At 68.6% G+C, this 23,712-nt stretch carries 19 protein-coding genes; 8 read left to right on the top strand and 11 right to left on the bottom strand.

Annotated elements, in window-relative coordinates; translation table 11 throughout:
* Window positions 1-164 precede the first annotated feature (164 nt).
* Window positions 165-1,994, top strand: a complete 1,830-nt coding sequence (locus ABIB14_RS09560) for an AMP-dependent synthetase/ligase (protein WP_354235633.1) — start codon at window positions 165-167, stop codon at window positions 1,992-1,994.
* A 78-nt stretch (window positions 1,995-2,072) separates the two neighbouring features.
* On the opposite strand, the gene ABIB14_RS09555 is transcribed toward ABIB14_RS09560, so the two are convergent.
* From ABIB14_RS09555 to ABIB14_RS09530, 6 genes are all read right to left on the bottom strand, one after another.
* Window positions 2,073-3,356, bottom strand: a complete 1,284-nt coding sequence (locus tag ABIB14_RS09555) for a TIGR01906 family membrane protein (protein ID WP_354235632.1) — start codon at window positions 3,354-3,356, stop codon at window positions 2,073-2,075.
* A 148-nt stretch (window positions 3,357-3,504) separates the two neighbouring features.
* On the bottom strand, window positions 3,505-4,785 hold the full coding sequence (locus tag ABIB14_RS09550) for a L,D-transpeptidase (RefSeq protein ID WP_354235631.1): 1,281 nt from the start codon (window positions 4,783-4,785) through the stop codon (window positions 3,505-3,507).
* A 100-nt stretch (window positions 4,786-4,885) separates the two neighbouring features.
* A complete protein-coding gene (locus tag ABIB14_RS09545) occupies window positions 4,886-6,109 on the bottom strand; it encodes a L,D-transpeptidase (protein ID WP_354235646.1) in 1,224 nt (407 codons plus the stop codon).
* 144 nt (window positions 6,110-6,253) lie between these two features.
* Window positions 6,254-7,741: an adenosylhomocysteinase gene (gene ahcY, locus ABIB14_RS09540; protein ID WP_354235630.1), complete on the bottom strand. Its 1,488-nt coding sequence runs from the start codon at window positions 7,739-7,741 to the stop codon at window positions 6,254-6,256.
* Window positions 7,742-7,846: 105 nt separating this feature from the next.
* On the bottom strand, window positions 7,847-8,095 hold the full coding sequence (locus tag ABIB14_RS09535) for a hypothetical protein (protein WP_354235629.1): 249 nt from the start codon (window positions 8,093-8,095) through the stop codon (window positions 7,847-7,849).
* Window positions 8,096-8,177: 82 nt separating this feature from the next.
* Entirely contained in the window at window positions 8,178-8,567 is a 390-nt protein-coding gene (locus ABIB14_RS09530; RefSeq protein ID WP_354235628.1) for a DUF3499 domain-containing protein, read from the bottom strand.
* Window positions 8,568-8,698: 131 nt separating this feature from the next.
* Between ABIB14_RS09530 and ABIB14_RS09525 the strand changes: the two genes are divergently transcribed.
* The gene (locus ABIB14_RS09525) at window positions 8,699-9,196 is read left to right on the top strand and encodes a metallopeptidase family protein (RefSeq protein ID WP_354235627.1); all 498 of its coding nucleotides are present in this window, start codon (window positions 8,699-8,701) and stop codon (window positions 9,194-9,196) included.
* A gap of 58 nt (window positions 9,197-9,254) precedes the next feature.
* Here ABIB14_RS09525 and ABIB14_RS09520 read toward each other — a convergent pair whose 3' ends face one another.
* From ABIB14_RS09520 to ABIB14_RS09510, 3 genes are read right to left on the bottom strand one after another with little or no spacing between them, the layout of a single operon-like run.
* Window positions 9,255-10,985: a DUF5719 family protein gene (locus ABIB14_RS09520; RefSeq protein WP_354235626.1), complete on the bottom strand. Its 1,731-nt coding sequence runs from the start codon at window positions 10,983-10,985 to the stop codon at window positions 9,255-9,257.
* Window positions 10,978-14,334, bottom strand: coding sequence for a glycosyltransferase family 2 protein (locus ABIB14_RS09515; protein ID WP_502909637.1), 3,357 nt, complete (start codon window positions 14,332-14,334; stop codon window positions 10,978-10,980). The genes ABIB14_RS09520 and ABIB14_RS09515 overlap by 8 nt, the downstream gene beginning before the upstream one ends.
* A gap of 29 nt (window positions 14,335-14,363) precedes the next feature.
* On the bottom strand, window positions 14,364-14,909 hold the full coding sequence (locus ABIB14_RS09510) for a WhiB family transcriptional regulator (RefSeq protein ID WP_354235625.1): 546 nt from the start codon (window positions 14,907-14,909) through the stop codon (window positions 14,364-14,366).
* 349 nt (window positions 14,910-15,258) lie between these two features.
* On the opposite strand from ABIB14_RS09510, the gene ABIB14_RS09505 reads away from it, so the two are divergent.
* On the top strand, window positions 15,259-15,963 hold the full coding sequence (locus tag ABIB14_RS09505; RefSeq protein ID WP_354235624.1) for a TIGR03089 family protein: 705 nt from the start codon (window positions 15,259-15,261) through the stop codon (window positions 15,961-15,963).
* A 73-nt stretch (window positions 15,964-16,036) separates the two neighbouring features.
* Here the strand turns inward: ABIB14_RS09505 and ABIB14_RS09500 are convergent, their stop codons facing one another.
* Complete coding sequence (locus tag ABIB14_RS09500) at window positions 16,037-16,600, bottom strand: GtrA family protein (RefSeq protein ID WP_354235623.1); 564 nt, start codon at window positions 16,598-16,600, stop codon at window positions 16,037-16,039.
* A gap of 254 nt (window positions 16,601-16,854) precedes the next feature.
* Between ABIB14_RS09500 and ABIB14_RS09495 the strand changes: the two genes are divergently transcribed.
* The 5 genes from ABIB14_RS09495 to ABIB14_RS09475 all read left to right on the top strand — a co-directional run bounded on the left by ABIB14_RS09495 (window position 16,855) and on the right by ABIB14_RS09475 (window position 22,593).
* Window positions 16,855-18,003, top strand: coding sequence for a 5-(carboxyamino)imidazole ribonucleotide synthase (locus ABIB14_RS09495; RefSeq protein ID WP_354235644.1), 1,149 nt, complete (start codon window positions 16,855-16,857; stop codon window positions 18,001-18,003).
* Between the two features lie 74 nt (window positions 18,004-18,077).
* Window positions 18,078-18,602, top strand: a complete 525-nt coding sequence (purE, locus tag ABIB14_RS09490; protein ID WP_354235643.1) for a 5-(carboxyamino)imidazole ribonucleotide mutase — start codon at window positions 18,078-18,080, stop codon at window positions 18,600-18,602.
* A gap of 11 nt (window positions 18,603-18,613) precedes the next feature.
* On the top strand, window positions 18,614-20,263 hold the full coding sequence (locus tag ABIB14_RS09485) for an LCP family protein (RefSeq protein WP_354235622.1): 1,650 nt from the start codon (window positions 18,614-18,616) through the stop codon (window positions 20,261-20,263).
* 68 nt (window positions 20,264-20,331) lie between these two features.
* A complete protein-coding gene (manA, locus tag ABIB14_RS09480; RefSeq protein WP_354235621.1) occupies window positions 20,332-21,603 on the top strand; it encodes a mannose-6-phosphate isomerase, class I in 1,272 nt (423 codons plus the stop codon).
* Window positions 21,604-21,606: 3 nt separating this feature from the next.
* The gene (locus tag ABIB14_RS09475; protein ID WP_354235620.1) at window positions 21,607-22,593 is read left to right on the top strand and encodes a lipid II:glycine glycyltransferase FemX; all 987 of its coding nucleotides are present in this window, start codon (window positions 21,607-21,609) and stop codon (window positions 22,591-22,593) included.
* Here ABIB14_RS09475 and galE read toward each other — a convergent pair.
* Window positions 22,590-23,573, bottom strand: coding sequence for a UDP-glucose 4-epimerase GalE (galE, locus tag ABIB14_RS09470; RefSeq protein WP_354235619.1), 984 nt, complete (start codon window positions 23,571-23,573; stop codon window positions 22,590-22,592). The genes ABIB14_RS09475 and galE overlap by 4 nt on opposite strands.
* Between the last annotated feature and the right edge of the window lie 139 nt (window positions 23,574-23,712).

Genomic DNA, 23,712 nt, shown 5'->3' with positions numbered 1-23,712 from the left:
GTGGTCAGTCAACCGTTCAGGACCCTCCGGGGTCACCCATCCGCTTCGCGCCATGCCGAGAGATTAACACAACTGTGCTAAGTAAACGGCATTGGATCTAGGGCAGGATTACTAGCGTAGTCCGGGCCGCCGGGCGGCTGTGGACCGGAACGGGAGACATGGGTTTGAGAGAAGCTAGCACCGGACTGCTCGTGGAGCTGGACCCGGAAAGCAATGTCACGGATCTTTTGCTGGAACAGCACGCCCAGGACCCTGTGCACGCCCTTTACTCCCGCAAGGGCCCGTCCGGCTGGAACGACATTCCGGCCCAGCAATTCCTGGACCAGGTCAAGGCCCTGGCCAAGGGACTCGTCGCCGGCGGCCTCGCACCCGGCGATATGGTCGCCGTCATGTCCGCCACCCGCTACGAATGGACAGTGGTGGACTTCGCCGTTTGGTTCGCCGGCGGCGTCACGGTCCCCATCTACGAAACTTCCTCCGCCAGCCAGGTCGAATGGATCCTGCACGACTCCGGCGCCCGGCGCATCTTCGTCGAGGACCAGGCGAAGGCAGCGCTGGTCCACAGGGTCCTGGACGGCTCCGGCCTGCTGGCGGAGCGGCTGCCCGGCGTCGTCCGGATGGACTACGACGGCGCCGCCCCGAACCTCGCCAGCCTTGCGGCCGCCGGCGGCGGAGTCAGCGACGCCGAGCTGGAACGGTACCGCTCCGCGGCCTCCCTCGCCGACGTGGCCTCCCTTGTCTATACTTCCGGCACCACCGGCCGGCCCAAGGGCTGCGAAATCACGCACGGCAACTTCGCGCTCGTCGCGAAGAACATCATCCTTTTCCTGCCGGAAATCCTGCGCCAGCCCAACACCCGGACGCTCATGTTCCTTCCGCTGGCCCACGTGCTGGCCCGGGCCGTGCAGGTGATCTGCCTCACCGCCGGGACCACGCTGGGCCACACTTCCAATGCCAAGGACCTGCTGGCGGATCTCGGCGCGTTCCAGCCAAGCTTCCTGCTGGTGGTCCCGCGCATCTTTGAAAAGGTCTACGCCGGCGCGGCGCAAAAGGCGGCCGTGGCTGGCAACGGCCGGCTGTTCGCGGCGGCCGCCGCCGTCGCCATAGAGTGCTCGAGAGCCCTCGACGCCGCCGCCCGCGGCGAGGGCACCGGCCCCCGCTGGGTCCTGCGGGCCAAGCACAGCCTCTTCGACAAGGTGCTCTACCCGAAACTGCGGCAGGCCTTCGGCGGCCGGCTGGGCTACACCGTCTCGGGCGCGAGTCCGCTGAACTCGAACGACGCGCACTTCTTCCGCGGAGCCGGCGTTCCCGTCCTCGAAGGCTACGGCCTGACCGAGACGACGGCGCCGTGCACAGCCAACACCCCCACCCGCACCCGGGTGGGGACCGTGGGGATCCCGGTGCCCGGTACCACTATCAGGATCGCCGAGGACGGCGAGATTTTGGTCAAGGGCATCGGCGTCTTCAAGGGCTACCACGCCAACGAGACGGCCAACGCCGAAGCGTTCGTGGACGGGTTCTTCCGCACCGGCGACCTTGGTTCGCTGGACGCCGACGGCTTCTTAACCATTAGCGGGCGGAAAAAGGACCTGCTGGTCACCGCGGGCGGGAAAAACGTAGCCCCCGGACCGCTGGAGGAGAAAATCCGCGAGCACCAGCTGGTGGCGCATGCCGTGGTGGTCGGCGACGGACGGCCGTTCGTGTCGGCCTTGATCAACTTGGACCCGGAAGGCCTGCAGAACTGGTGCACGGCGCACCGCGTCCCAGCCATGGAGGCCGCGGAAGCGGCATCCAACGACCAGGTACGGGCCGCCATCCAGGCCGCCGTAGACGAGGCCAATGCACTGGTATCGAAGGCCGAATCGATCCGCAGCTTCGTGGTGCTGGACGCGGATTTCACGGTCGAGTCCGGGCATCTGACGCCGTCCCTGAAGCTCAAGCGTGCCGCCGTCATGCGTGATTTCGCGGCACAAATCAACCGGATTTACGGCTAGCGCCGCCGCGCTCCCGCCCGGCACAGACAAAAGCGGCCGGCACCTTTCGGTGCCGGCCGCTTTTTCGTGTCCGGGTGTTTACAGGTCCTGTGCCGCGCCGGCGCGGTCCGCGGCCTTGTCATCGCCGTTGACGGCGCCGGGCCCGGCGGGTGCCTCGGGGCCGGCCGGGTCCGCTGCCCCGCCGTTCCGGCGCTTGAAGCGTCGGCCCTTGAGCGCTGCCGGGTCCGACTCGCCGGCGTCGGCGTCCCCGGCAGCAGCGGCTGCGCTCCGGGGCGCCAGCCCGCGTCGTTTCCGCGTCGGCCAGGTGAGGATCAGGGTGAGGATGGCCGCGAGCAGGACCAGGCCGCCGATAGTAATTCCGGCGTCAACCCAGAACTGTCCGGGAAACAACCGGATCAGGGTGTCCTGCAGCGAGAACGTCCAGGTGCCGTTGGCGAAGAAGACGCGGTGGAACTCGGTAAAGAATTGCTCCCAGCCCAGCACCGCGAGCACGCCCAGGCCGATGATGATCACGAGGGTGGCGATGGAACCGGCGAACAGGCCGCGCCGGACGCCGCCTGGGCTGCGGCGGCGCAGGTAAAGGATGGCGACCAGGCTGAGCAGGACCAGCACGGCGCCGGCACCGAAGGCAGACAGGATGACAAGCTTGACGTCGGCCATGTGGCTGACTTCGCCGTCCTTGAACAGCGTCTCACCGCCGCGGCTGACGAGCTCGCCGAGGTAGCGCGGGCCGGACCAGTTGCTCAGATAATCGACCGCGTAAGATCCGTAGGTCATCCGGTCGTCGGTGCTGAAACCGTAGCCGTCGCCCGGGAAACCCGCGCGGTTGTACTCCACCCAGAGGAACAGCGGGCTGGCCACGGCACGCACGGCCAGGACCAGCAGGATGATCGGGTAGCAGACCGCCAGCAGCACCTGCATGACCCGGGGGGCCACCGGCTTGGCGTTGGCGGCATGTTCACGTTCGGCATTGCGCCGTTCCACTTCTTCCCGTGGCGGCCTAAGCTGCAGCGCCGAGGTGGGAAGCGACTCGTTGAGGTGCTCCCCGTCGTCTCCCGCCGTCCCGGCTGAGACCGTCCCGGCTGAGACCGTCCCGGCGGCGGCCATCCGCTCGGCGCGGCGCCCCTGGCGTTCGCCGGTGCCCGGGATTGCGGCCCGTTCCTCAGCCCCGGCAGCCGTGCGGCTCCGCCCGGCAGCGGGGGTTTCCGCGTCGTGCCTAGCGGCGGCGCCCTCTGGAGCCGTCCCGGCCGGCTTGCCCGCGGCAGCCGGCTTCATCCACTCGAAGGCGGGCTCGTCGGCGTCCTCGGCAGGCTCCACTGTGGGATCCGGCCGGTTCGGAGGGGTGGGACTCGATTCAGTCACTGCAGGTTCGCTTCCGTAGGCTTCCGCGCTGCCGGACGGGGGGTCCGGCAGCGCCACATATCTGACACCGAGCCTACCGTCAGGGCCTCCACCCCGGCGAGGTGCCACCCCGTGGCCGCGCCGATTCAAACAGCAATTTCGGCCGGTCTCAGCGTTTGGCGTACTGGGCCCAGGGGATGTTCCAGTCGCCGAAGCCCTCGAGGGGTTCCACCGGGGGGGCGCCGGAGTTGAGGGTCTGGACCACATCGCCGGTCAACATGTTGTTGAAGAACCATTGGGCGTCCGCCGGGAGCAGGCCAACGCAGCCGTGCGACACGTTGTACCTGCCCACCGCACCCCAGGCGGACTCGAGCGCCTGGTGGACGTAGACGCCCGACGTCGTCAAACGGTTGGCATACTCCACCGTCAGCGGCGGATAGTAGCCCTTGTCGCCCGGCTTGAGACCGATGCTGCCGGCGTTGAACTTGGAGTAGCGCTCCTGTTCCATGATCACCGCATAGCCCGTGGGTGAGAGCCAGTCCTGACTGCCAAGGGTGACCGGGGCCGTCCGGACCAGTTGCCCGTCGACATAGACCTTCATGGATTTCGTGACGTCGTCCACGACGGCGACCCGCTGCGCCCCGACCTTGAAGGAGACTTTGGCGTCCGAGTTGCCGACCATCCTGTTGCCGAAGTTCACGCCGAACAGCCGCAGGCCCACGGTGATCTGGGTGTTGGCGGCCCAGAAGGTCTCCGGCCTGATCCGGACCCGTCGGTCCGAGTACCAGCGCCAGGCGACGGGCTGGCCGGAGGACACCGTCACCGCCACGGCCTTCTCCAGGGCGTCCTTGTCGAGGACCGGTTCGCTGAACACGATCTCGATGGGCTGGCCCGCCCCGACCGTGCTGCCGTTGAGCGGATAGACGGCGGCATCGGCCTCGTTGGCCTTGGCAACGGTCGAGAAGCGTTGGGTCTTCTTCGTCTCCCGGCCGGCCCGGTCAACGATCGTGAAGGCGTACCGGTAGCTGGTGTCGAACTCCAGGGGATCTTCGGCGGTCCAGGCGGAGCCGTCCGCACTCGGCGTCCCGGGAACCGGGTCGCCGCCTGAGTCCGGCCGCAGCACCACGTCCTTGACCACCCCGTTGACTGCCTTGACCGACGGAAGAGCGGCCGGGTTGACTCCCGTGGCCCCGTCGGTGGGCGTCACCCCGAGTTCGACAGCTTTCACGACGGGGGCTACCAGGCCGGTGATGTTGCGCATCGGCGCGGACGACTCGGAGGGCAAGGCGCTGTCCGCCCAGACGGGGGTGGTGGCGGCGCCGATCCCGCCGGAGCCGACGGCGAGGCAGATCCCGGCGACGGCCAGCAGCTTTCCGGTGCCCTTTCCCGGGCCACGGCCACTGCGCCTACTCCGAGCGGTGGTGCGGCCCCCGGAGTGCTGCGCGCTCACGCTCTGGTCCATTGCTTCCCCCGGCTGACTGTCAATTCTGTGCCCCCAATTCACTGACGGTCTTCAGCGGAAGATACCGCCGGGCAACCGGTGCCCCGCCCTAGTTCGCGTACTGCGCCCAGGGGATATTCCAGTCCCCAAAGCCGTCGTCGAAGTTGGCGAAGTCACCGTCGGTGTTGACCACGTTCACGACGTCACCTGCCGTCATGTTGTCGAAGACCCACTGGGCCCCTGCCGGCCCCAGGCCGATGCAGCCGTGCGACAGGTTGGCCTTGCCAACGAACAGCATGGCGGAGTCCGTGGCCTGGTGGATGAATTCGCCGCTGGGGGTCAGCCGCGTGGCGAAGTTGACGTCCAGCTCGCCGTAGTAGGCGGGATCGCCCGGTTTGAGACCGATGCTGGCGGCAGACATGTGTTCCACCCGGTATTTCTCCATCAGGACCAAGTAGCCGCGCGCGGACGGGAATCTGGCGTCACCCATGGTCGAGGGCCATTCACCGACCTGTTTGTCGTTGATGAAGGCCTTGAAGGTGTGCGCCGTGGCGTCCGCGATAGCGACTTTTTTGTCGCCGATGTGCACGGTGACCTTCTTGTTGAAGTTGCCGATCTGGCCTTTACCAAGGTCGACGCCGAACAGTTTCAGCTCCATCGTGACGGTGCTGTTGGCCGCCCAGAAGTTCTCCGGCCTGTACCGGACCATGGTGTTGCTGAACCAGTGGAAGTCACCGGCCTGCCCGGCGCTGGAACTGATTTTAATGGCCTTCTCGACGGCGTCCCGGTTCAGGACCGGCTCGCTGAAGGTGATCTGCAGCGGCTGCGCCACCCCCACCTTCATCCCGTCCAGCGGGTAGATCGCGGCGTCCGCCTCGTTGGCGGTCGAGACCGTGGTGAACGTCCGGGTGGTGTTGGTCGTGCGCCCGGCGGCGTCCACAACCGCGTAAGTGCAGCTGTAGCGCGTGTTGAATTTCAGCGGCCCGGCCGCGGCCCAGCTGGAACCGTCGGGGCTGAGGGTTCCGTCCACGGAGTCGCCCGACGCGCTCGTCAGGGCCGCCCGCTCAATCCGGCCGTTACCCACCTTCAGCGTCACCGGCGCCGCCGGGTTGACCTGCGTGGCGGCGTCCTCGGGGGCTGCTGTCAGCTGCACCGGGGGCACCACCGGGAAAGCGAGCCCCTGCGTTGCGCGCTCCGGCGAGGCGGCCTCGGAGGCAAAGGACGGGTGGGCCAGCGGTCCGGCCGCGGCGAAGACTCCGCCGCCGGCTGCCAGCGCGCACACCGCTGCCAGCACCGCGACCTTCCGGCCGGCGCTCCAGCTTTTCGGGGCGATCACAATACTCGGGTCCTTCCAGACGTTACCTTCAAAGCATAGGTGAATTTCGGTCGCGGCCGGCCCTCCCGAACGCGACGATACGGTCACAAGGGAGCCCCGGACGGCGCATCCGGGGCTCCTGGCGATAAGGTTACGTGGCGCCTAGTAGCGGTAGTGCTCCGGCTTGTAGGGGCCCGCGACGTCGAGGTCCAGATAAGCGGCCTGTTCCTTGGTCAGTTCGGTGAGCACCACGCCGAGGGCGTCCAGGTGCAGCCGGGCCACCTTTTCATCGAGGATCTTCGGCAGCACGTAGACCTGCTTTTCGTACTCCCGCTCACCCTCCGGCTGGCCCGCCTTGGTGAACAGTTCGATCTGCGCGATGGTCTGGTTGGCGAACGAGTTGCTCATCACAAAGGACGGGTGGCCCGTGGCGTTGCCGAGGTTCAGCAGCCGGCCCTCGGACAGGACGATGATGGAACGGCTGACCTTGCCCGTGGCGGGGTCGGCGTCGAAGACCCACTCGTGCACCTGGGGCTTGATTTCGACCTTCTTGATGCCCGGGATCCGGGCGAGCCCGGCCATGTCGATTTCGTTGTCGAAGTGTCCGATGTTGCCCACGATGGCCTTGTCGCGCATACCGGCCATGTGCCCGGCCATGATGACGTCCTTGTTACCGGTGGTGGTGATGAAGATGTGCCCCTCGGCCAGGACGTTCTCCAGCGTCGCCACCTGGTAGCCGTCCATGGCTGCCTGCAGCGCGCAGATCGGGTCGATTTCGGTTACGATCACACGCGAGCCCTGGCCGCGGAACGCCTCGGCCGCGCCCTTGCCGACGTCGCCGTAGCCGCAGACGACGGCGACCTTGCCGCCCATCAGCACGTCGGTGGCACGGTTGATGCCGTCCGGCAGCGAGTGGCGGATGCCGTATTTGTTGTCGAACTTGCTCTTGGTGACGGAGTCGTTGACATTGATGGCCGGGAACAGCAGTTTTCCCTGCTCGGCGAGCTGGTACAGGCGGTGCACGCCGGTGGTGGTCTCCTCGGTCACGCCGAGCAGGCGCGAACCGATCCGGGTCCACTTCTGCGGGTCCTGCTGCAGCGAGGCACGCAGCACCTCGAGGAAGACACGGCCTTCCTCCGACTCGTCGTCCGCCGTGACCGGCACAGCGCCGAGGGCCTCGAACTCCGCGCCCTTGTGCACCAGCATGGTGGCGTCGCCGCCATCATCGAGGATCATGTTCGGGCCCAGCTCCGGGTTGCCGTCGGCGCCCGGCCAGGTCAGGATCTGCTCGGCGGTCCACCAGTATTCCTCGAGCGACTCGCCCTTCCAGGCGAAGACGGGCACGCCCTGCGGGTCCTCGACCGTACCGTGGCCCACCACGACGGCGGCGGCGGCCTCGTCCTGGGTAGAGAAGATATTGCAGGAAGCCCAGCGGACCTCGGCGCCGAGGGCGGTGAGGGTCTCGATCAGCACGGCCGTCTGGACCGTCATGTGCAGGGAACCGGCGATCCGGGCGCCCTTGAGCGGCTGGCTGGCACCGAACTCCTCGCGCAGGGACATCAGCCCCGGCATCTCGTGCTCCGCGAGACGGATCTGGTGCCGGCCGGCCTCGGCCAGCGAAATGTCGGCAATTTTATAATCGAAAGTCATGGGGATCCTTTGCGGTAACCGGAATGTGGCTGAGGTACTGGAGGTGATTCGGCGCCGTGGCGTCCGCCGATGGGCCGGCAGCTGTTCCGGCTGCCGGACCGCGGACTATTCGGCCGCGTGCCGGGGCGCGGCGGCGGGCCGGCCGCCGTCGTGCTGATCAGAGGAGGCCGAGGTGGCCGCGGCCAGCAGTTCCGGCGGCAGCAGCAGCGGGATGCCGTCCTCAATGACGTAGCGGAGCTTCTGCCCGTTCGCGTCTGGGCTGGCGGCAACCAGTTCATCACCTTCTTGTACCAGGGCCGAGCCCGTCACGGGGCAGCGCAGGACAGACAGCAGTTCGGGACTGATCAGTGGCATGGTGAAGGCTCCCTGGGGGCGGCGCAGCGGGCGCCGGTGGCAAACGGCAATTTCAGTTTCCAGCCTACCGCCAGTTCGAGGCTCAGGAGGGTTCGCGCAGGACGCGCAGGTGCCCCCGGCGGGTTCCCTCGGCGGCAGCCGGGGCTTCGAGCGCCGGATGCGCAGCCCGCTGCCCTTGGGCGGATCCTGTCGCTGCGGGGCGGGCGGCAGCTTCGCGGACCGCATGTGCGAGGGCCAGCAGGTCGTCGGGGCCGGGGCCCGCCGGGGTGGCGGGCATGGCGAGCCGCAGGACTTCCCAGCCGCGTGGCACTGTCAGGGAGCCGGCGTGCTGTTCGCAAAGGTCATAGCAATGCGGTTCGGCGTAAGTGGCCAACGGACCCAGCACCGCCGTGGAGTCGGCATAGACGTACGTCAAAGTCGCCACCGCCGAATTGCGGCAGGCGGACCTTGAACATTGACGAATTGCACCCACGACATCAGAGACTACTCCTCCTTGCCCCCGGGCCCGCGCATTGAAACGCTCCCGCAGGCTGGCCGTAGCAGGCGGCGCGGCGCGGCGGGCGCCTTATCGCAGAAATCAGGCGACGGGTTTAGAGTCAAGCTATGCAGTCATCGCACCAAGATCCCGGCTTTACGGTCCGGTTGGCTGACCCCGCCGGCGGCACCTCACAGGGCAGGAACTTCCGGCAGCGGCGCAGGAACCGGCATGGCCGCGGCCTGCGCGGCGAGCTGATGCTCCCCACGCTGCCCGGCTACCGCACCCGTTCCGATCGTTTCGATGACTTCGTCCTGGATTCGGCGCAGCGCCTGCACGACATCTGGGGCAAACCGCTGGACGGCGTCCGCTTTGCCGTGGAAGAAATTCCACCGGGACTCGAACTGCTCGTGGCCGACGGCACGCCGGCACCCATGGGCGAATACACGCCGGCCACGGCGGAGGAGGGTCCTGTGATCACGCTCTACCGGCGGGTCGTGGAGCACGCTTGCAGCAACCGTGACGAACTCCAGGATCTCGTCCACGACGTCGTGGTCGAGCGCACGGCCGAGATGCTCGGCGTCCCACCCGAATCCCTGGACCCGGTATACCGCCGCCGCTATTAAGCCGGCGTCTTTTAGCCGGCGCCCCTAGCCGGCGCCCTTGTTCGGTCCGACGCTGCAGCTAATAACCGATGGTGACCGCGACCTGCTCCTGGCCCGCCGCTCCGGGCGCGACCGGGAGGCTGGAAATATCCGGTTTGCCGTCCTGCTGCAGGACCACCGCGCCGTAGGCCGCGTCCCCGGCCGCCGACACCAGGTATCCCACCAGCGGCGAACCGCCGACGTCACCGGGGATCTGGACAGAGGCTGTGGTTCCGCCAGCGATGTCAGCGGTGGCCGCGGCGCGGACCTTGCCGTCGGCGGTGATCGGTGTGTAGGAGATCGTGGCGCGGCCTTCCGGCGCGCCGAACATCAGGACCCGGGCACCGGTGGCGGGTACCGGCACCACATGCTGGCTGCCGAGTCTCGCCGACGACGGCGCCCAGGCAAAATCCCCGGCCTCGTCGGCTTTCAGGCCCCGGGTGACGCGGGCGGCTGCGGCAAACGACACATCCGAACTGGCAGCGATCGTGTAGTGGCCCGCCGGCACGCCCGCGAGGGAAACTTCCGTGACCGCGCCCGCCTTCGCGGTCACCACGCCGCCGCCAGGCAGTGGTTTCTGGCCGTCGCGCCCAAACAATTTCACTTCCACTACGGCGTCCGCGGCGCCCGGAACGGTGATCTGGAGGGCGGGTTTGGCGTCGGCGAAGCCGGGTTTCGCGATGACGGCGGTCAGCCCGGCCGGGTCCTGGAGGTCCAGGCCCGAAATGACCTGCCGCGAGGCGGGGGCTGTTCCCGGCGAAATAAAGTCCACACCGCCGGGCGTCAGTCCGCGGAGCACGCTCTGCTGGATCACGGCCGAGACCGGTCCGCCCGTGCTGCGCACCCGCACACTCAACTGCTCCTGGCCAGGCGCCAGGCCGGCAAGAATGATGGCCCGGGTGCTGCCGGGGGCCACCAGCAGGCCGCGGCTCCCCGGTGCCTGGATGGTTCCCTTGGCGCCGAAGAGATCCAGGCTGACGGTGGCCGGGGTACCCGAGGCGTTGCTGAGGTTAAGGACCGCGGTCCGGCCGACGGCGGTGTTCGCCCCGACCAGCCACAAATCGTTGGCCGGACGCTGGCAGGCAGCGGCAGCCGTGCCGCGAAGGTCCCCGTCCGTGGCGGTGTAGCTCATCACGGCCCCGGCGGAGGGCTGGCGGTTTCCCAGCGCATCGGCGCTGAGCACACTTGCAGCGTCGACGGCGCGCTGCGGCACCACGCCGGCCCGCACCGCGGGGGCGGAGACGGCCGGGGCGGGTCCAGTCGCCGTCGGCGCGGCCTTGGCAAGTTCCACCAGCGGGCCGCCGCTGAGCGCGGCGAGCCGGCTTCCGGGCAACACACCCGCGCTGGAACTGAGCACGACGGCGCTGACTGCGGTCTTGGCGGTCGAGGACTCCGGGCTGAACTGGGGGTCCGTGCCGACCGGCGTGCCCTCAAGCAGCCGCGCCGGTCCCGGGCAGATGCCCACGCTGCCGCCGGCCGGCACCGCGGCCAGGGCTGCCGCGAGCGGCCGGCCGCCGGGGACCTGCGGGGAGAGTGCGTCGGCTGCCACCAGTCCGCCGCCGGCCGCAACCAGCGCGACGGCGGAAAGGATGCCGCCCACAGTTCCCCTGACGCCCTTCAGCCGGGCCGGTGCCTGGCCAGCGGATGCAGCGCCTCGCGCGTTGCCCCCGCGCCCGCTCCTGTCCCGCTTGTCCTGCTCGTCCGGGACCGGGCGCACCGGGGTGGGGCGGGGCTTTTCGGGAGGAGTTAGTGCCCCGTTGTTGTCATGCATGCTGGTGTTCCTTACGCAGCGAGCCTTCGTCCCTGGACAGCCCGGTGTTCGGGCGCCGGGCAGGCATCGGGATTGCCAGGAGGACGGTCAGGACGATCACGACAGCCTGCGTGATACCGCTCCAGAGCGCCCACGGGTTTTCGTAACGGATGCTCAGCTGGCCACCCTGCGCCGGCAGGGTGAACGCCTGCGCCCAGTCCGAGGAGGAGGCGGCGGTCAGGCGCCGGCCGTCGAGCCAGGCGCTCCAGCCTGGATCCGCCCGGTCGGTGAGGACCACCAGCCGGCCTTCCGGCCCGGCCGGTACAACCGCGTCGGCCGCGACGACACCCGCCGGCAGCAGCCCCACGGTCGCGCCGGCCCCGTCGACGATCCGCACACGGTGCGCGACGTCGGCGGCCTCGAGCACCGGCTGGTTCAGCGGACTGATCCGCCACAGCCAGCCGACATCGGTCTGGCCGACCGCCACGAGCCCCGGGACTGCATCCATCCGGCTGGCCGTCAACTGGGCCGCATTGTCCGTGGCCTCGAGCACCACGAAGCCGACGCCGAGCTGCTCGAGCTGCCCGCGGGGGTCCACGCCCTGGCCGGCAACGATCGTGGCAACCACACCGCGCAGCGATGCGGCGGCGGCGTCGTCCTCGCGGATCGTCTCCTTCCCTGGCGCGCCCGCTACCGGGCGGGCGGACGCGACGGCGGACAGGGCGTCCAGCCGGGTGCCCGCGCCGCGCTCAAGGGAGGCGGCGAAGGTTCCGTTTTCCCGGGCGGAGATGACCAGCGTCCGGGCCTGTTCCGGGCCCTCGCCCCGGTCAATCGCAGTCGCGGGGAGCGTGCGGGCGCTACTGGCCTGGACCAGCCGCCGGCTGCCCAGTGCGCCATCACCGGCAGTTGCCGCGGCGGCCGGGGAGGAAGCCGGCTGCGCTACATTTTGCGCTGCCCACACGGCGATTCCGGCCAGCGGGCCTGCGAACAGCAGGACCGTTGCGGTGACCGCGGTGCCGCGAACCAGAATCCTGCGGGCCCGGGACTTGCGGTCCGGCACGGCCGCGTCGGCCGCGTCCAGCAGGGCCTCGGCGCCGATCAGGGCCGCTCCCAGCAACGCGAACGCCGCGGCGGACACGGCCGGGCCGGTGAACGGGGTGACCATGACCTCGGCACCGGCGCCCGTGACGACGTGCCCGGCCAGCCAGCCGCCGGCCAGCATCAGGATCCCTGCGGCCCAAAGGCTGCGGGCCAGCCACGGCCGCCGGCTGCTTACCTTCCGGCCCGGGAGGAAGAGTGCGCCCAAGGCCAGCAGCAGGACGGGCAGGCCCAGCAGGAGGGCCAGCAGAAGCGCCCACGGCACGGCAGCCGGCCCGAAGACGGAGAGTCCGGCGAGGCCGGCTCCGGCTTCGAAGCGCAGCGGCTGGCCCAGCGCCTGCTGCCAGAGCGGGGCCGCGTCGAAGCCCAGCGGGAGGCCCGGATCCGCCAGCAGGGCCCGTGGCCGGTCCAGGACGGAGAGGGCAAACGGGAAGAACAGGGCAAGACCGGGCAGCAGCGACCACCAGAGGGTGCGGCCCCGGCGTCGCAGTACCACGCCGAACAGCGAGATCACAGCGACGGCGGGCGGCAGCAGCGAGGGGGCCGCCGCGGTGACGACCGCCAGGGCCAGTCCGGCCGCAGCCGCCGCGGTCCAGGACGGGGCGCCGTTGATGCCGGGCTTGGCCGGAGGCTTTTCGGTGAACAGCCGCTCCCCCGGGGCCGGGACGGCGTAGCGGCCGCGGCCGGGGACGGATCCGGTGGCGCGCAGCAGGGCCAGGACCAGCAGCGGCAGCATCAAATGCACAATGAGCGATCCGAGGCGGCCCTGATTGAGGGCGACTTGCAGGGCCGGCGCGGCGGCCCAGACCAGCGCGGCCGCGAGCCGGAGCCGGCGCCGCCGGGTCAGGGCACCGGCCGCGAACCAAGCCCCCAGTGCGGACAACGGCATCGCCAGGACCAGCAGCCAGGCCACGGCGCCGCTGGCATTGCCGGCACCAAAAACGCCGAGCAGCCAAAGCACGTAGCCGAAGGGGTCGCCGTGTCCCGGGAGGCCGGCGCCCAGCGCAATCCACCAGCTGGAGGCATGGTTCCAGATATCGCCCAGCCCGGCCGAGACCGGGAGCAGGGCCCCGCCGGCGACGGCGTCGGCGCGGAACACATTTAGCAGGCCGATGAGCGAGGCTGCCGCGGTCACCAGCAGCGCCAGCAAAGCCCCGTTACCCACCCAACCGCGCTCGGTGGTGCTCAGGGCGGCGAAATCGTCGGTGGAATCCCCGCTCGGCTGTTCGGCCAGCGCGTCATGGGCGGAGCGCGAGTCGCCTGAGTCATCCGATCCGAGCGCTTCCATCAGCGAGCGGCGATGCGCCCAGACCTCGCGCCGGGGCGTCTGCAGCCCCTTGATCACGGAGCGCCGGATGCGCCGGGTGCGGGCCGCATTACGGCGGCCACGGAGCACGGCGAGGGGCCGTCCCAGCGCACCAAGGGTCGCCAGCAGCTGCGAAAATCCGTGGCCCGGGTCCTTGACGGCGATGCTCAGGACAAGTTTGAAGAGGCTGCCGAGGAGTGCGCCGGCGGCGTGCAGCGGGACCTTCCAGGCGGAGGCGTGCTTGAGCCGCAGGTGGACCTGGGCCTTGCGGGCCGCGGTCGCGTTCCCCTGCGCGTGCGGCCGGTGCGAGACGTGGAACATCGTGGCGCTGGGGACCACCACCACGCGGTGGCCGGCGAGCCGGTTGCGCCAGCAGAAGTCGACGTCGTCCCCGCTGCCGGGAAGTGCAGGGTCGAAGCCGCCGAGGTCTTCCCAGACGTCGCGGCGGACCAGCATGCCCGCAGAGTTGACCGCGAAGGTGTCGCTGCGGCCGTCGTACTGACCCTGGTCGAGCTCGTCGGCTTCGATCAGGGTCAAGCGCTCGGCCCAGCGGCTGGTGGAGAGGCCGACGTCGATCAGGTGCCGCCCGGCGTGCCAGTCCAGCTGCTTGCAGCCAGCCACGGTGACCGAGGGCGCCCGTTCGACGGCGTGCAACAGTTCGGCGAGGGCTTCCGGGGCCGGCGCGGCGTCGTCGTGCAGCAGCCAGATCCATTCGGAAGCCGTAGCTCCGGCATCCCCGCGCCGGGGCGCGAGTGCCTGCAGGCCGGCCTGGACGGCTCCGCCCATGCCGGCCTTGGTTTGCTCGAAGACGGCGACGTTGGACGTGCCGAACGCCTGCGCAAGCAGGGCCGCCGAGTGGTCGTGGGAGCCGGTGTCGACCCCGATCACCGCATCCGCCGGCCTGGTTTGCGCCGCTACTGCCGCCAGGGTCCTGGGGAGATAGTCACCGCCGTCGTGGGCTACCACGACGGCGGTGACACGTACTTCTTGAAGAATTAGACTGCCCGCTTCCTAAGCCGGCGGCGCTCCCGCTCGGAGAGGCCGCCCCAGATGCCGAAGCGCTCGTCGTTGGACAAGGCATATTCCAGGCACTGTGAGCGCACGTTGCACGCCCCGCACACCTTCTTGGCGTCGCGGGTGGAGCCTCCCTTTTCCGGGAAAAACGCCTCCGGGTCGGTCTGCGCGCACAGCGCATCCGTCTGCCATCCCAGCTCGCCTTCATCGTCGAAGGGCTGCCGGACGGGCAAGCCGATCCACACCGGCTGGTCGGTGGTTCCGGGGTGCAATGTCTGGAGTTCCATTGGCGGATCCAGCGGATCATGATCCGACTCCGGGTTCCCCGCCAGCAACGCTTCATGGGCGGCGAGGAACGCCGTAGCCTGGTCCTGCAGCGAATCCTGGGTGTGTTCCTGATACCGCTCGGCGGCGTCCGGATCGGCCGGGTCCAGGTACCAGTCACTGGGCACGCCGCGTGAACGGTACTTTGCCGTAGCCTGGCCGGCGACGACTTCATCTTCATGGATACGCTCTGCAAGCCCCATTGGCGTTCCCTCTCTGATTTGCAGCCTTTGCCTGACCCTCGGACACTCGGTTGTGTGCCGGCTGATGCGCATTGGCTTTCGATACCTAATTACACGTGTGTAAGTATCCGGGAGTCAAGCCGCAGCGGGGATAATAATCATGTTCGACGCAAATATCGGTCCACGCCACGCCCGGAATTTTCCGGAAGTTCCCTGCGGCACCGGCAAAACCATCAGTGCACTGAGCACTTTCCACAATTTTTGTTGACTTTTAGGGGAATTTGCGGTGGACGTCCCCCACCGCAAAAGCAAACGCCGGGCTGTCCTATGACGTAGATCACCGCCCCGGGGGCCGTGGCAAGATGAAACCATGAACATCCCGGCAATCGAACTGATGACAGCCCTGCGTTCCGGCCAGTCCACCTCCCCGCGGTTGACCTGGTACGGACCGGACGCGGAGCGCGTGGAACTTTCCGGCCGGGTGCTGGACAACTGGGTGGCCAAGACCAGCAATCTGTTGCAGGACGAGTTGGACGCTGAACCGGGAACACGGCTGCGCCTGGACCTGCCGGCGCACTGGAAGTCGGTGATCCTTGCGCTGGGGGCATGGCAGCTCGGCATGGAGGTGGTGCTCGACGCCGCCGACGCCGATCTGCTCGCCACCGCAGAGCCAGGGCCGGCAGCCGCCGAAGAGGCTTTCGACGCCGTCATCGCCGTCGCGCTGCCGGCCTTGGCCATGCGCTGGCAGGGCGCATTGTCCTCGGGCGTCGTGGACTACGCCGCCGAGGTGCGCTCCCACGGGGACGTTTTCATGCCGCACGTGGAACCCGAGGCCGTGCGCCGCGCCGTCCGCGGCCCCGGCGGCGCCGTGCACACCCATGGAGAGCTGTTGGACGGCTTCGCCGCGGCCCACGAAGACGGACTACGGCTGCTGGTTCACGCCGGCGACGGCCTGGCAGCGGCGTTGGCGGAGTCCCTGGGTGCGTGGAAGAGCGACGGGTCAGTGGTACTGGTGCACCCGGACGTCTCGGTAACGGAGCGGCTGCTCAGCGACGAACGCGTCCACGGGCTCTAAAGACCGCAGAAGACCGGCTCCGGCCGGTCTCCTGCGGATTCGGTACGGTCTGTCGGGGCCGTCTCGGTGCGGTCTAGGACTTAGGGTCGGGAAGATCCGGATCCGCCACATTTTGCTCCGGGACCTTGACGCCCGCCCTGTGGTTCGACGGCCGGTCGATGATCTCGTGGTCACGCGCGAACTCCGGCTCGTCGTCGAGTTCTTTGTTGAAGACCAGGAAGCGGTAGGCGAAGAACCGCACCACGGTGGCGACCAGGATGCCGACAATGCCGGCGGAGAAAAGGAGGTTTTTGTCCGTGATGCCCATGCCGTACTTGGCGAGGGCGGTGAGGCCGGTGGAGATGCCGATACCAATGCCGTTGATAAGTACGAACATCGCGAATTCGCGCAGCACGTTGGCCTGGCGGCGGTGGCGGAAGGTCCAGAAGCGGTTCGCGATCCAGGAGAAGATCGTGGCGACTGTGGCTCCGACGAAACGGGCCTTCGCTTCGCTGTCAGACATTGCGCCGTGCATCAAGTAGTAGGTCAGTCCGTTGTCGATGACGAAGGCGACGCCGCCGACGGCGCCGAACTTCGCCACCTCGCGCCAAAAAAGCGAGGCGAGGCCGCGCAGACGGTCCGCAAGTGTGTTAATCATGACCCTCCGTGGCCTTTTGAATCTCACGGCCAGATAGCCGACTGCCCATTTTAGCGCCGTTTCCCGGGCGGACGCCTCCGGACGGCGCAAATCGGGAGCGCATATCCCGGCAATCCGCACCAAAAATCGCACCTAAAAAGCTTCTGTTTCGGGGAGCCGGGCGCGCGGCGGCCGGTTCCTGTGAGGTTTTCGGTAGGCTGGTAGACGTGACTTTTCCTGTAATCGGGGTGGTTGGCGGCGGCCAGCTCGCCCGCATGATGGCCCCGGCCGCCACCGCCCTCGGCTTCGAGCTCCGTGTCCTGGCCGAGGCTGACGACGTCTCCGCCGTCGCAGCCGTGGCCACAGCCCCCGTCGGCGACTACACCGACCTTGACCAGCTGCTGGAGTTCTCCCGCGGACTGGACGTGCTCACCTTTGACCACGAACATGTACCCACCGGGCACCTGCGAGCCCTGATCGAGGCCGGCGTCAACGTCCACCCGGGCCCCGACGCGCTGGTCAATGCCCAGGACAAGCTGGTGATGCGTGCTGCGATCGACCGCCTGGAGCTTCCCAACCCGCGCTGGGCCGCGGTGGCCGACGTCGACGCCCTGGTCGCTTTCGGCGACGAAACCGGCTGGCCCGTGGTCCTGAAGACGCCCCGCGGCGGCTACGACGGCAAGGGGGTGCGGATCGTTGCCTCCGCCGCGGACGCCGCGGACGCCGCGGACTGGTTCGAGTCCATGTCCCCGCTGCTGGCCGAGGCCAAGGTGGAGTTCAGCCGTGAGCTTTCGGCCATGGTCGGCCGCACGCCCGACGGAGAAACCCGGGCCTGGCCCGTGGTGCATACCATCCAGGTCGACGGCGTCTGCGACGAAGTCATCGCCCCCGCCCTGAACATCCCGCTGGAGGTCGCCGCCGCAGCCGAGGACGCCGCGGTCCGGATCGCGAACGAGCTTGGCGTCACGGGTGTCATGGCCGTGGAGATGTTCGAGACCCCCGGCGTCGGCGTCGGCTTCCTGATCAACGAACTCGCCATGCGCCCCCATAACACCGGCCACTGGACGCAGGACGGTTCGGTCACGAGCCAGTTCGAACAGCACCTGCGCGCCATCCTGAACCTGCCGCTGGGCGCCACCGAATTGCTCGGACCCGTCGTGGTCATGAAAAACTTCCTCGGCGGCGCGAACCAAAACCTGTTCTCCGCCTACCCGGCGGCCCTCGCCAGCGAACCGGCCGCCAAGGTCCACTGCTACGGCAAGGCCGTGCGGCCTGGCCGCAAGATCGGCCACGTCAACCTCGTCGGGGCCGCTGCCGCCGACGTCGATTCGGTCCGGCAGCGCGCCGGCGCCGTCGCCAACATCATCCGGGACGGGCGGGCCCCGGCCGGTACCGCCGCGGAAACCTCCGAGGAGAGCGCGTGAACGCCAGCACCGACGCCCGAGATTCCGCCGCCCGGGGTGCCGGCAACAGGCCCGCCCCGATTGTGGGGCTCGTGATGGGATCGGATTCTGATTGGCCCGTGATGGAGGCGGCCGCGGAGGCGCTGGCCGAGTTCGGCATCCCCTTCGAGGTCGACGTCGTCTCCGCCCACCGTATGCCGATCGAAATGATCCGCTACGGGCAGACCGCCCATGAACGCGGGCTGCGGGTGATCATCGCCGGCGCCGGCGGCGCCGCGCACCTGCCGGGCATGCTCGCCTCGGTAACCCCGCTGCCGGTGATCGGTGTACCCGTGCCGCTGAAAACCCTGGACGGGATGGACTCGCTTCTGTCGATCGTGCAGATGCCGGCCGGCGTCCCGGTCGCCACGGTCTCCATCGCCGGTGCCCGCAATGCCGGGCTGCTCGCGGTGCGGATCCTGGCCTCGGGCACCGATGCCCTGGCAGACCGGCTCCGGACCGCTCTGCTGGAGTTCGCGCAGGAGCTCAACGACGCCGCCACCAGGAAGGGCGCGAACCTGCGCAGCAAGGTGGCCGACGTGTTCTCGGATGAAAACAGCGCCACGCGGAGCGGCCGGTAAGGATTCGGGACATGAGCAATGGTTTGGCCGCTGCGGCGGAAAAGACGCGGCGACGGGGGGTCCTGACGGATCCCGTCCGCTACCCCTCCGGGTCGGCCCCGCGGGTCCTGTCCAAGCGCGCCTTCCTGCTGATCCTGCTGACGCTGCTGGTCCCCGGCAGCGCCCAAGTGGTGGCGGGCAACCGCAGGCTGGGACGGATCGCACTCCGCGTCACGCTCACGGTCTGGGGCCTGCTCATAGTGGCCCTCGTCGTGCTCGCGGCCTCCCGGCCGGCCGTGATCAACGTCATCACCAACCCGGTCACCTCGCTCCTGCTGGTCATGGTGCTCGCGGCGCTCGCCCTCGGCTGGGCGGCACTGTTCCTCAATACATTGCGCCTGATCCGCCCGGTGCTGCTCGAAACCGGGATGCGCGCCGCCGCCGTCCTGACACTAGTCCTGGCCATGCTGCTTAGCAGCGGCAGCCTGGGCTACGCGGCGTACCTGCTCAACGTCGGCCGGGGCGCGATCGGCACGATCTTCGCCAACGGTCCGGCGATGGAGCCGTCCGCGGGCCGGTACAACTTCCTGATGATGGGTGGCGACGCCGGCGCCGACCGCACCGGCCGCCGGCCGGATAGCCTTTCCGTCATCAGCGTGGACGCCAAGACCGGCCAGTCCGCCATCATTTCGATCCCCCGCAACCTCCAGAACGCCCGGTTCAGCGAGGACTCCCCGATGCGGAAGATTTACCCCGACGGCTACGACTGCGGCGACGAGTGCCTCATCAACGCCATCAATACCGAGGTCACCAACAAGTACAAGGACCTCTACCCCGGGGTGGAAGACCCAGGTGCGCAGGCCACCCTGGAGGCGGTCTCCGGGACCCTCGGAATCAAGGTCCAGGCCTACGTTCTCGTAGACATGGACGGCTTCGCCAAACTCATCGACGCCATGGGCGGCATCAAGATCAAGGCCGGCGGCTGGGTCCCCATCAGCGGCGAGACCATCGACGAGGCCAACGGCATCCACGGCATGCCGCTGGGCTGGATCCCGGCCGGGGATAACACCCTGGACGGCTATCACGCCCTTTGGTACGGTCGCTCCCGCGAATTTGTGGACGATTACGCTCGCATTGCACGCCAGCAGTGCGTCCAGCAGGCCATGCTCAAGCAGTTGGATCCGGCAACGCTGCTCTCGAAGTTCGAGGACATCGTCAAAGCGGGCACCAAAGTGGTCGATTCCAACATTTCCGCCAGCCAGCTGGGCAGTTTCGTGGACCTTGCGCTCAAGTCCAAGGGCCAGCCGGTGAGCCGCCTTACCATCGGGCCTCCGGACTTCGACGCCTCGTTCTCCACCGTTCCAGACTTCGACCGGATCCACCAGACTGTGGACAAGCTCCTGGCGCCCGCTCCCGCCGCGGGGGCAGCCGAGGACTCTCTCCGCCAGCTGACCACGGCGCCCGGCCCGCTCTCCGCCGCGGGCCCCCGGCCGGGCACCGCGCCGGCCGCCCTGCCCGGCACCGCGCCGTCGCCGTCGTCGTCGTGGGACTTCACCCCGGTGACCATAACGCCCGACGGCGAGCTGATCACCGAACAAATGCTCAACGGCTTCAAGCGAATCGGCGACGAGCAGTCCATCCGCAACCTGGTGGCCACCAACGGCCAGTGCGCCCCGCTCTAGCAGCGGATCTCCGGCCACCATTCCAGCAGACTCCAGCCACCATCACTCCCCGAGCAGATAGGGACCCCGTGTACGAACTCGAGAACGTCCTCCGCCCCTACGCCTGGGGGTCAACCACCGCGATCGCCGGGCTGCTCGGCCGTCCGGCGTCCGGCGGCCCGGAGGCCGAACTGTGGATCGGCGCCCACCCGGACTCCCCCTCCACGGCACTTACCTCCACGGACGGGGTCGCTGCCGGCGACGGCGGCAGGCAGGCCCTCGACGCGCTGATCGCCCGTGACCCGGAGCATTACCTGGGCGGTGAGAGCGTGGCCGAGTTCGGTCCGCGGCTGCCCTTCCTGCTCAAGGTCCTGGCCGCCGAGCGTCCGCTGTCGCTGCAGGTGCATCCGACCCAGGACCAGGCGCGGGCCGGGTTCGCCCGCGAGGAGGCCGCCGGCGTCGATCGCGGCGCCGCCACCCGCAACTATAAGGACGACAACCACAAGCCGGAAATGATCTTCGCCCTGACGCGGTTCGAGGCGCTGTGCGGTTTTCGGCCGGCGGCGGAGTCCCGGGCAGTGTTCCGGCACCTTGCCGAGTGCTTTGGGCTCGCGGGCCTGGAGCTCCCGCCGTTGATCCCGCGGCTGCTGGAGGACCTGGCGCAGCCGGACGAACCGGCCGCCCTGCACGCTGCCTTCGGGCGTCTCATCGCCGGCGGCGAGAACGTCGCCCAGGCCACGGCCAGCATCATCGCGGCCCTGGTTTCCGGCGCCTCCACGGGCGCGTACACGGCAGAGCTGTCCACGGTCGTCAGCCTCAACGAGGAGTACCCCGGGGACCCGGGTGTGCTGATTTCACTGCTCCTGAACCGGATCTCGCTCGCTCCCGGGGAAGCCGTCTACCTGCCTGCCGGCAACGTGCACGCCTACCTGCGCGGCCTGGGCATCGAGGTGATGGCTTCCTCGGACAACGTGCTCCGCGGCGGGCTGACGCCGAAATTCGTCGATGTGCCGGAGTTGCTGAAGACGATCGGCTTCGAAGCGGCCGGCGTGCCGAGACTCGGCGCCGAGAGCACGATGCTGGGCCAGGAGGTGTTCCGGCCGCCGTTCCGGGAATTCCAGCTGCAACGGGTGCAGCTGTTCCCCGGCGCGGAACCGGTCCCGCTGGCGCAGGCCGGCGCCGCGGTCATCATCGTGGTGTCCGGCGCGGTCATGCTGGACTCCCCCAAGGGCGATCTACGGCTGGAACGCGGCGCTTCCGCGTTCCTGCCGGCCGCCGAAGCTCCGGTCAATGTCCACGCCGTTGCCGGTGCCACCGGACCGGCCCTCGCATTCGCCGTCACCACCGGAATGAAAGCCTGAATCGTGGATTACTTCCTGCAGGGTCGGCACTGGGCCGGCGTGCAACGTGCCCTGGGCCACAACGTCCATGAACAGGCCGGCGACGGCTGGCGTTTCCTTGCCGTTGAGGAGAGCAACCCGGCCGGCAAGCTGCTGTACGTGCCGTACGGGCCGCTGGCCGATTCCCTCGCCGCTTTTGACTCGGCGCTGGAGGCCCTGGTGGCCCTGGCCCGCCGCTGCGGGGCGGTGTTTGTCCGGATTGAGCCGGTCAGTGCCGGCTTCGATAATGCCGGCTTCGACAGCTCCGCCGCCGACACGCTGCTGCGGAGCCGCGGCCTGCGGCCCGCGCCGGCGAACCTGCAGCCCGAGCTGAGCTGGATCGTGGATCTGGACGGCGATTTCAAGGACGTCCTGGCGGGTATGAAGCCGGTGAACCGCAACCTCTACCGCAACATCCACAAGAAGGGAGTGTCTTTCCGGTCCAGCCGGGACCCGGCGGAGATTTCCGTGCTGCTCGAATTCCTGCACCTCACCGCGGCCCGCAACGGGTTCAAACCGCAAAGCGACGAGTACTTAAGCCAGGTGGCGCGCTCACTGATGCCGGCTGGCGCGGCCACACTGTTCATAGCCGAACTGGAGGGCAGCCCGATCGCTGCAGCCCTGGCCTACGACTCCGATGACACCCGTACCTACGCCCATGCGGCGCTGGACGACACGCACCGGAAGCTCAGCGCGGGCATCCCGCTGCTCGTGACGCTGATGGCCGATGCCAGCGAAAAGGGCCTCCAGCACGTGGACCTCTGGGGGGTGGCCCCCGCAGACCAACCGGATCACAAGTGGGCCGGATTTACGGCGTTCAAGAAATCTTTTGGCGGCCGCGGGGTCTCCTACCCCGGGACCTGGGACCTGCCGGTGAACAAGCTTCGCTACGGCGCCTACCAGCTCGCCCGCAAAGCCGCCCAGGCCGGTAAGAAGATTGTCCGGACGCTTAGGGGACGGCTCCGGCGCTAGGCCGGTTGCGCTCCGGCAGAAGCGGCGCGCTTCTGCGCCTCGTAGGCGCTGGCCACCATGTCCTCAACGGAGTGCCGCATCTTCCAGTCCAGGTCGCGGGCAGCCAGGCTGCCGTCGGCGACGATCCGGTCGGGGTCCCCGGGCCGCCGGGGACCGATCTCCGGGTCAAACTCGATACCGGTCACCTTCGCCATGGCCGTCATGATCTGCCGCACCGACAACCCGTCGCCGGAACCGAGGTTGTAGACGCGTTCCAGCGGTCGGCCGGCCGCTAGTGCCTGGGCTGCCGCCACGTGGGAAGCAGCGAGGTCGGCGACGTGGACGTAATCCCGCACGCAGGTGCCGTCGTCGGTGTTGTAGTCAATGCCGTTGATCTTTGGGGTCTTCCCCGACGTCAGGGCCCGGAGCACGATCGGGAAGAGGTTGTGCGGGCTCGTGTCGTAGAGCTCGGGGGATCCGGAGCCGACGACGTTAAAGTAGCGCAGCGAGGTGTGCCGCAGGCCGCGGGCCACGCCCTGGTCGCGGATCAGCCACTCGCCGATGAGTTTGCTCTCGCCGTAGGGGGATTCCGGCTGCGTTAGGGTGCCCTCGGTGACGATATCGACCCGGGGGGTGCCGTAGGTGGCCGCGGAGGACGAGAAGACCAGCTGGTCAACCCCGGCGAGCTCCATCGCCTTCAGCAGTTGAGCGGTGCCGGTCACATTCTGCTCATAAGTGAGCAACGGCTCCTGCACCGAAACACCCGCATATTTGAAGCCGGCGAGGTGGATCACTCCGGTCACACCGTGGTCGCGCATCGTGCGGGCCACTCGTTCGTCGTCGAGAATACTCGCGTGCACAAACGGCACGTCGTCCGGGACGAACTCCCGGTGGCCGCTGGACAGTGAGTCCACCACCACGGACGGTATCGACGCCTCGCGCAACGCGGCGACAACATGGGAACCGATATATCCTGCACCGCCAGTAACAAGCCAAGTCATGGCCCCACCCTATCCAATGCCGGCGGCACAACGGAAAGCGGGTCCCGCAGCGACCTCGACTCGAGGGACATGTCCATTTTTTCCTAACCGGCCCGCAGGGACATGTCCACTCGGCGTGCCCTCTGCTGGACATAACGGC

It is taken from the genome of Arthrobacter sp. UYEF3 (assembly GCF_040546245.1).
In the GTDB taxonomy this organism is placed as follows: domain Bacteria; phylum Actinomycetota; class Actinomycetes; order Actinomycetales; family Micrococcaceae; genus Arthrobacter.
The sequence above is the reverse complement of the archived record's forward strand: the minus strand, read 5'-3'. Positions and strand labels throughout refer to the sequence as shown.

Excerpts from the sequence above, each read along its gene's own strand:
- purE (WP_354235643.1), top strand. The coding sequence starts at position 18,078 with ATGGGATCGGATTCTGATTGGCCCGTGATGGAGGCGGCCGCGGAGGCG.
- ABIB14_RS09525 (WP_354235627.1), top strand. The coding sequence starts at position 8,699 with ATGCAGTCATCGCACCAAGATCCCGGCTTTACGGTCCGGTTGGCTGAC.
- galE (WP_354235619.1), bottom strand. The coding sequence starts at position 23,573 with ATGACTTGGCTTGTTACTGGCGGTGCAGGATATATCGGTTCCCATGTT.
- ABIB14_RS09510 (WP_354235625.1), bottom strand. The coding sequence starts at position 14,909 with ATGGGGCTTGCAGAGCGTATCCATGAAGATGAAGTCGTCGCCGGCCAG.
- ABIB14_RS09505 (WP_354235624.1), top strand. The coding sequence starts at position 15,259 with ATGAACATCCCGGCAATCGAACTGATGACAGCCCTGCGTTCCGGCCAG.
- ABIB14_RS09495 (WP_354235644.1), top strand. The coding sequence starts at position 16,855 with ATGATGGCCCCGGCCGCCACCGCCCTCGGCTTCGAGCTCCGTGTCCTG.
- ahcY (WP_354235630.1), bottom strand. The coding sequence starts at position 7,741 with ATGACTTTCGATTATAAAATTGCCGACATTTCGCTGGCCGAGGCCGGC.
- ABIB14_RS09485 (WP_354235622.1), top strand. The coding sequence starts at position 18,614 with ATGAGCAATGGTTTGGCCGCTGCGGCGGAAAAGACGCGGCGACGGGGG.
- ABIB14_RS09520 (WP_354235626.1), bottom strand. The coding sequence starts at position 10,985 with ATGCATGACAACAACGGGGCACTAACTCCTCCCGAAAAGCCCCGCCCC.
- ABIB14_RS09500 (WP_354235623.1), bottom strand. The coding sequence starts at position 16,600 with ATGATTAACACACTTGCGGACCGTCTGCGCGGCCTCGCCTCGCTTTTT.
- ABIB14_RS09535 (WP_354235629.1), bottom strand. The coding sequence starts at position 8,095 with ATGCCACTGATCAGTCCCGAACTGCTGTCTGTCCTGCGCTGCCCCGTG.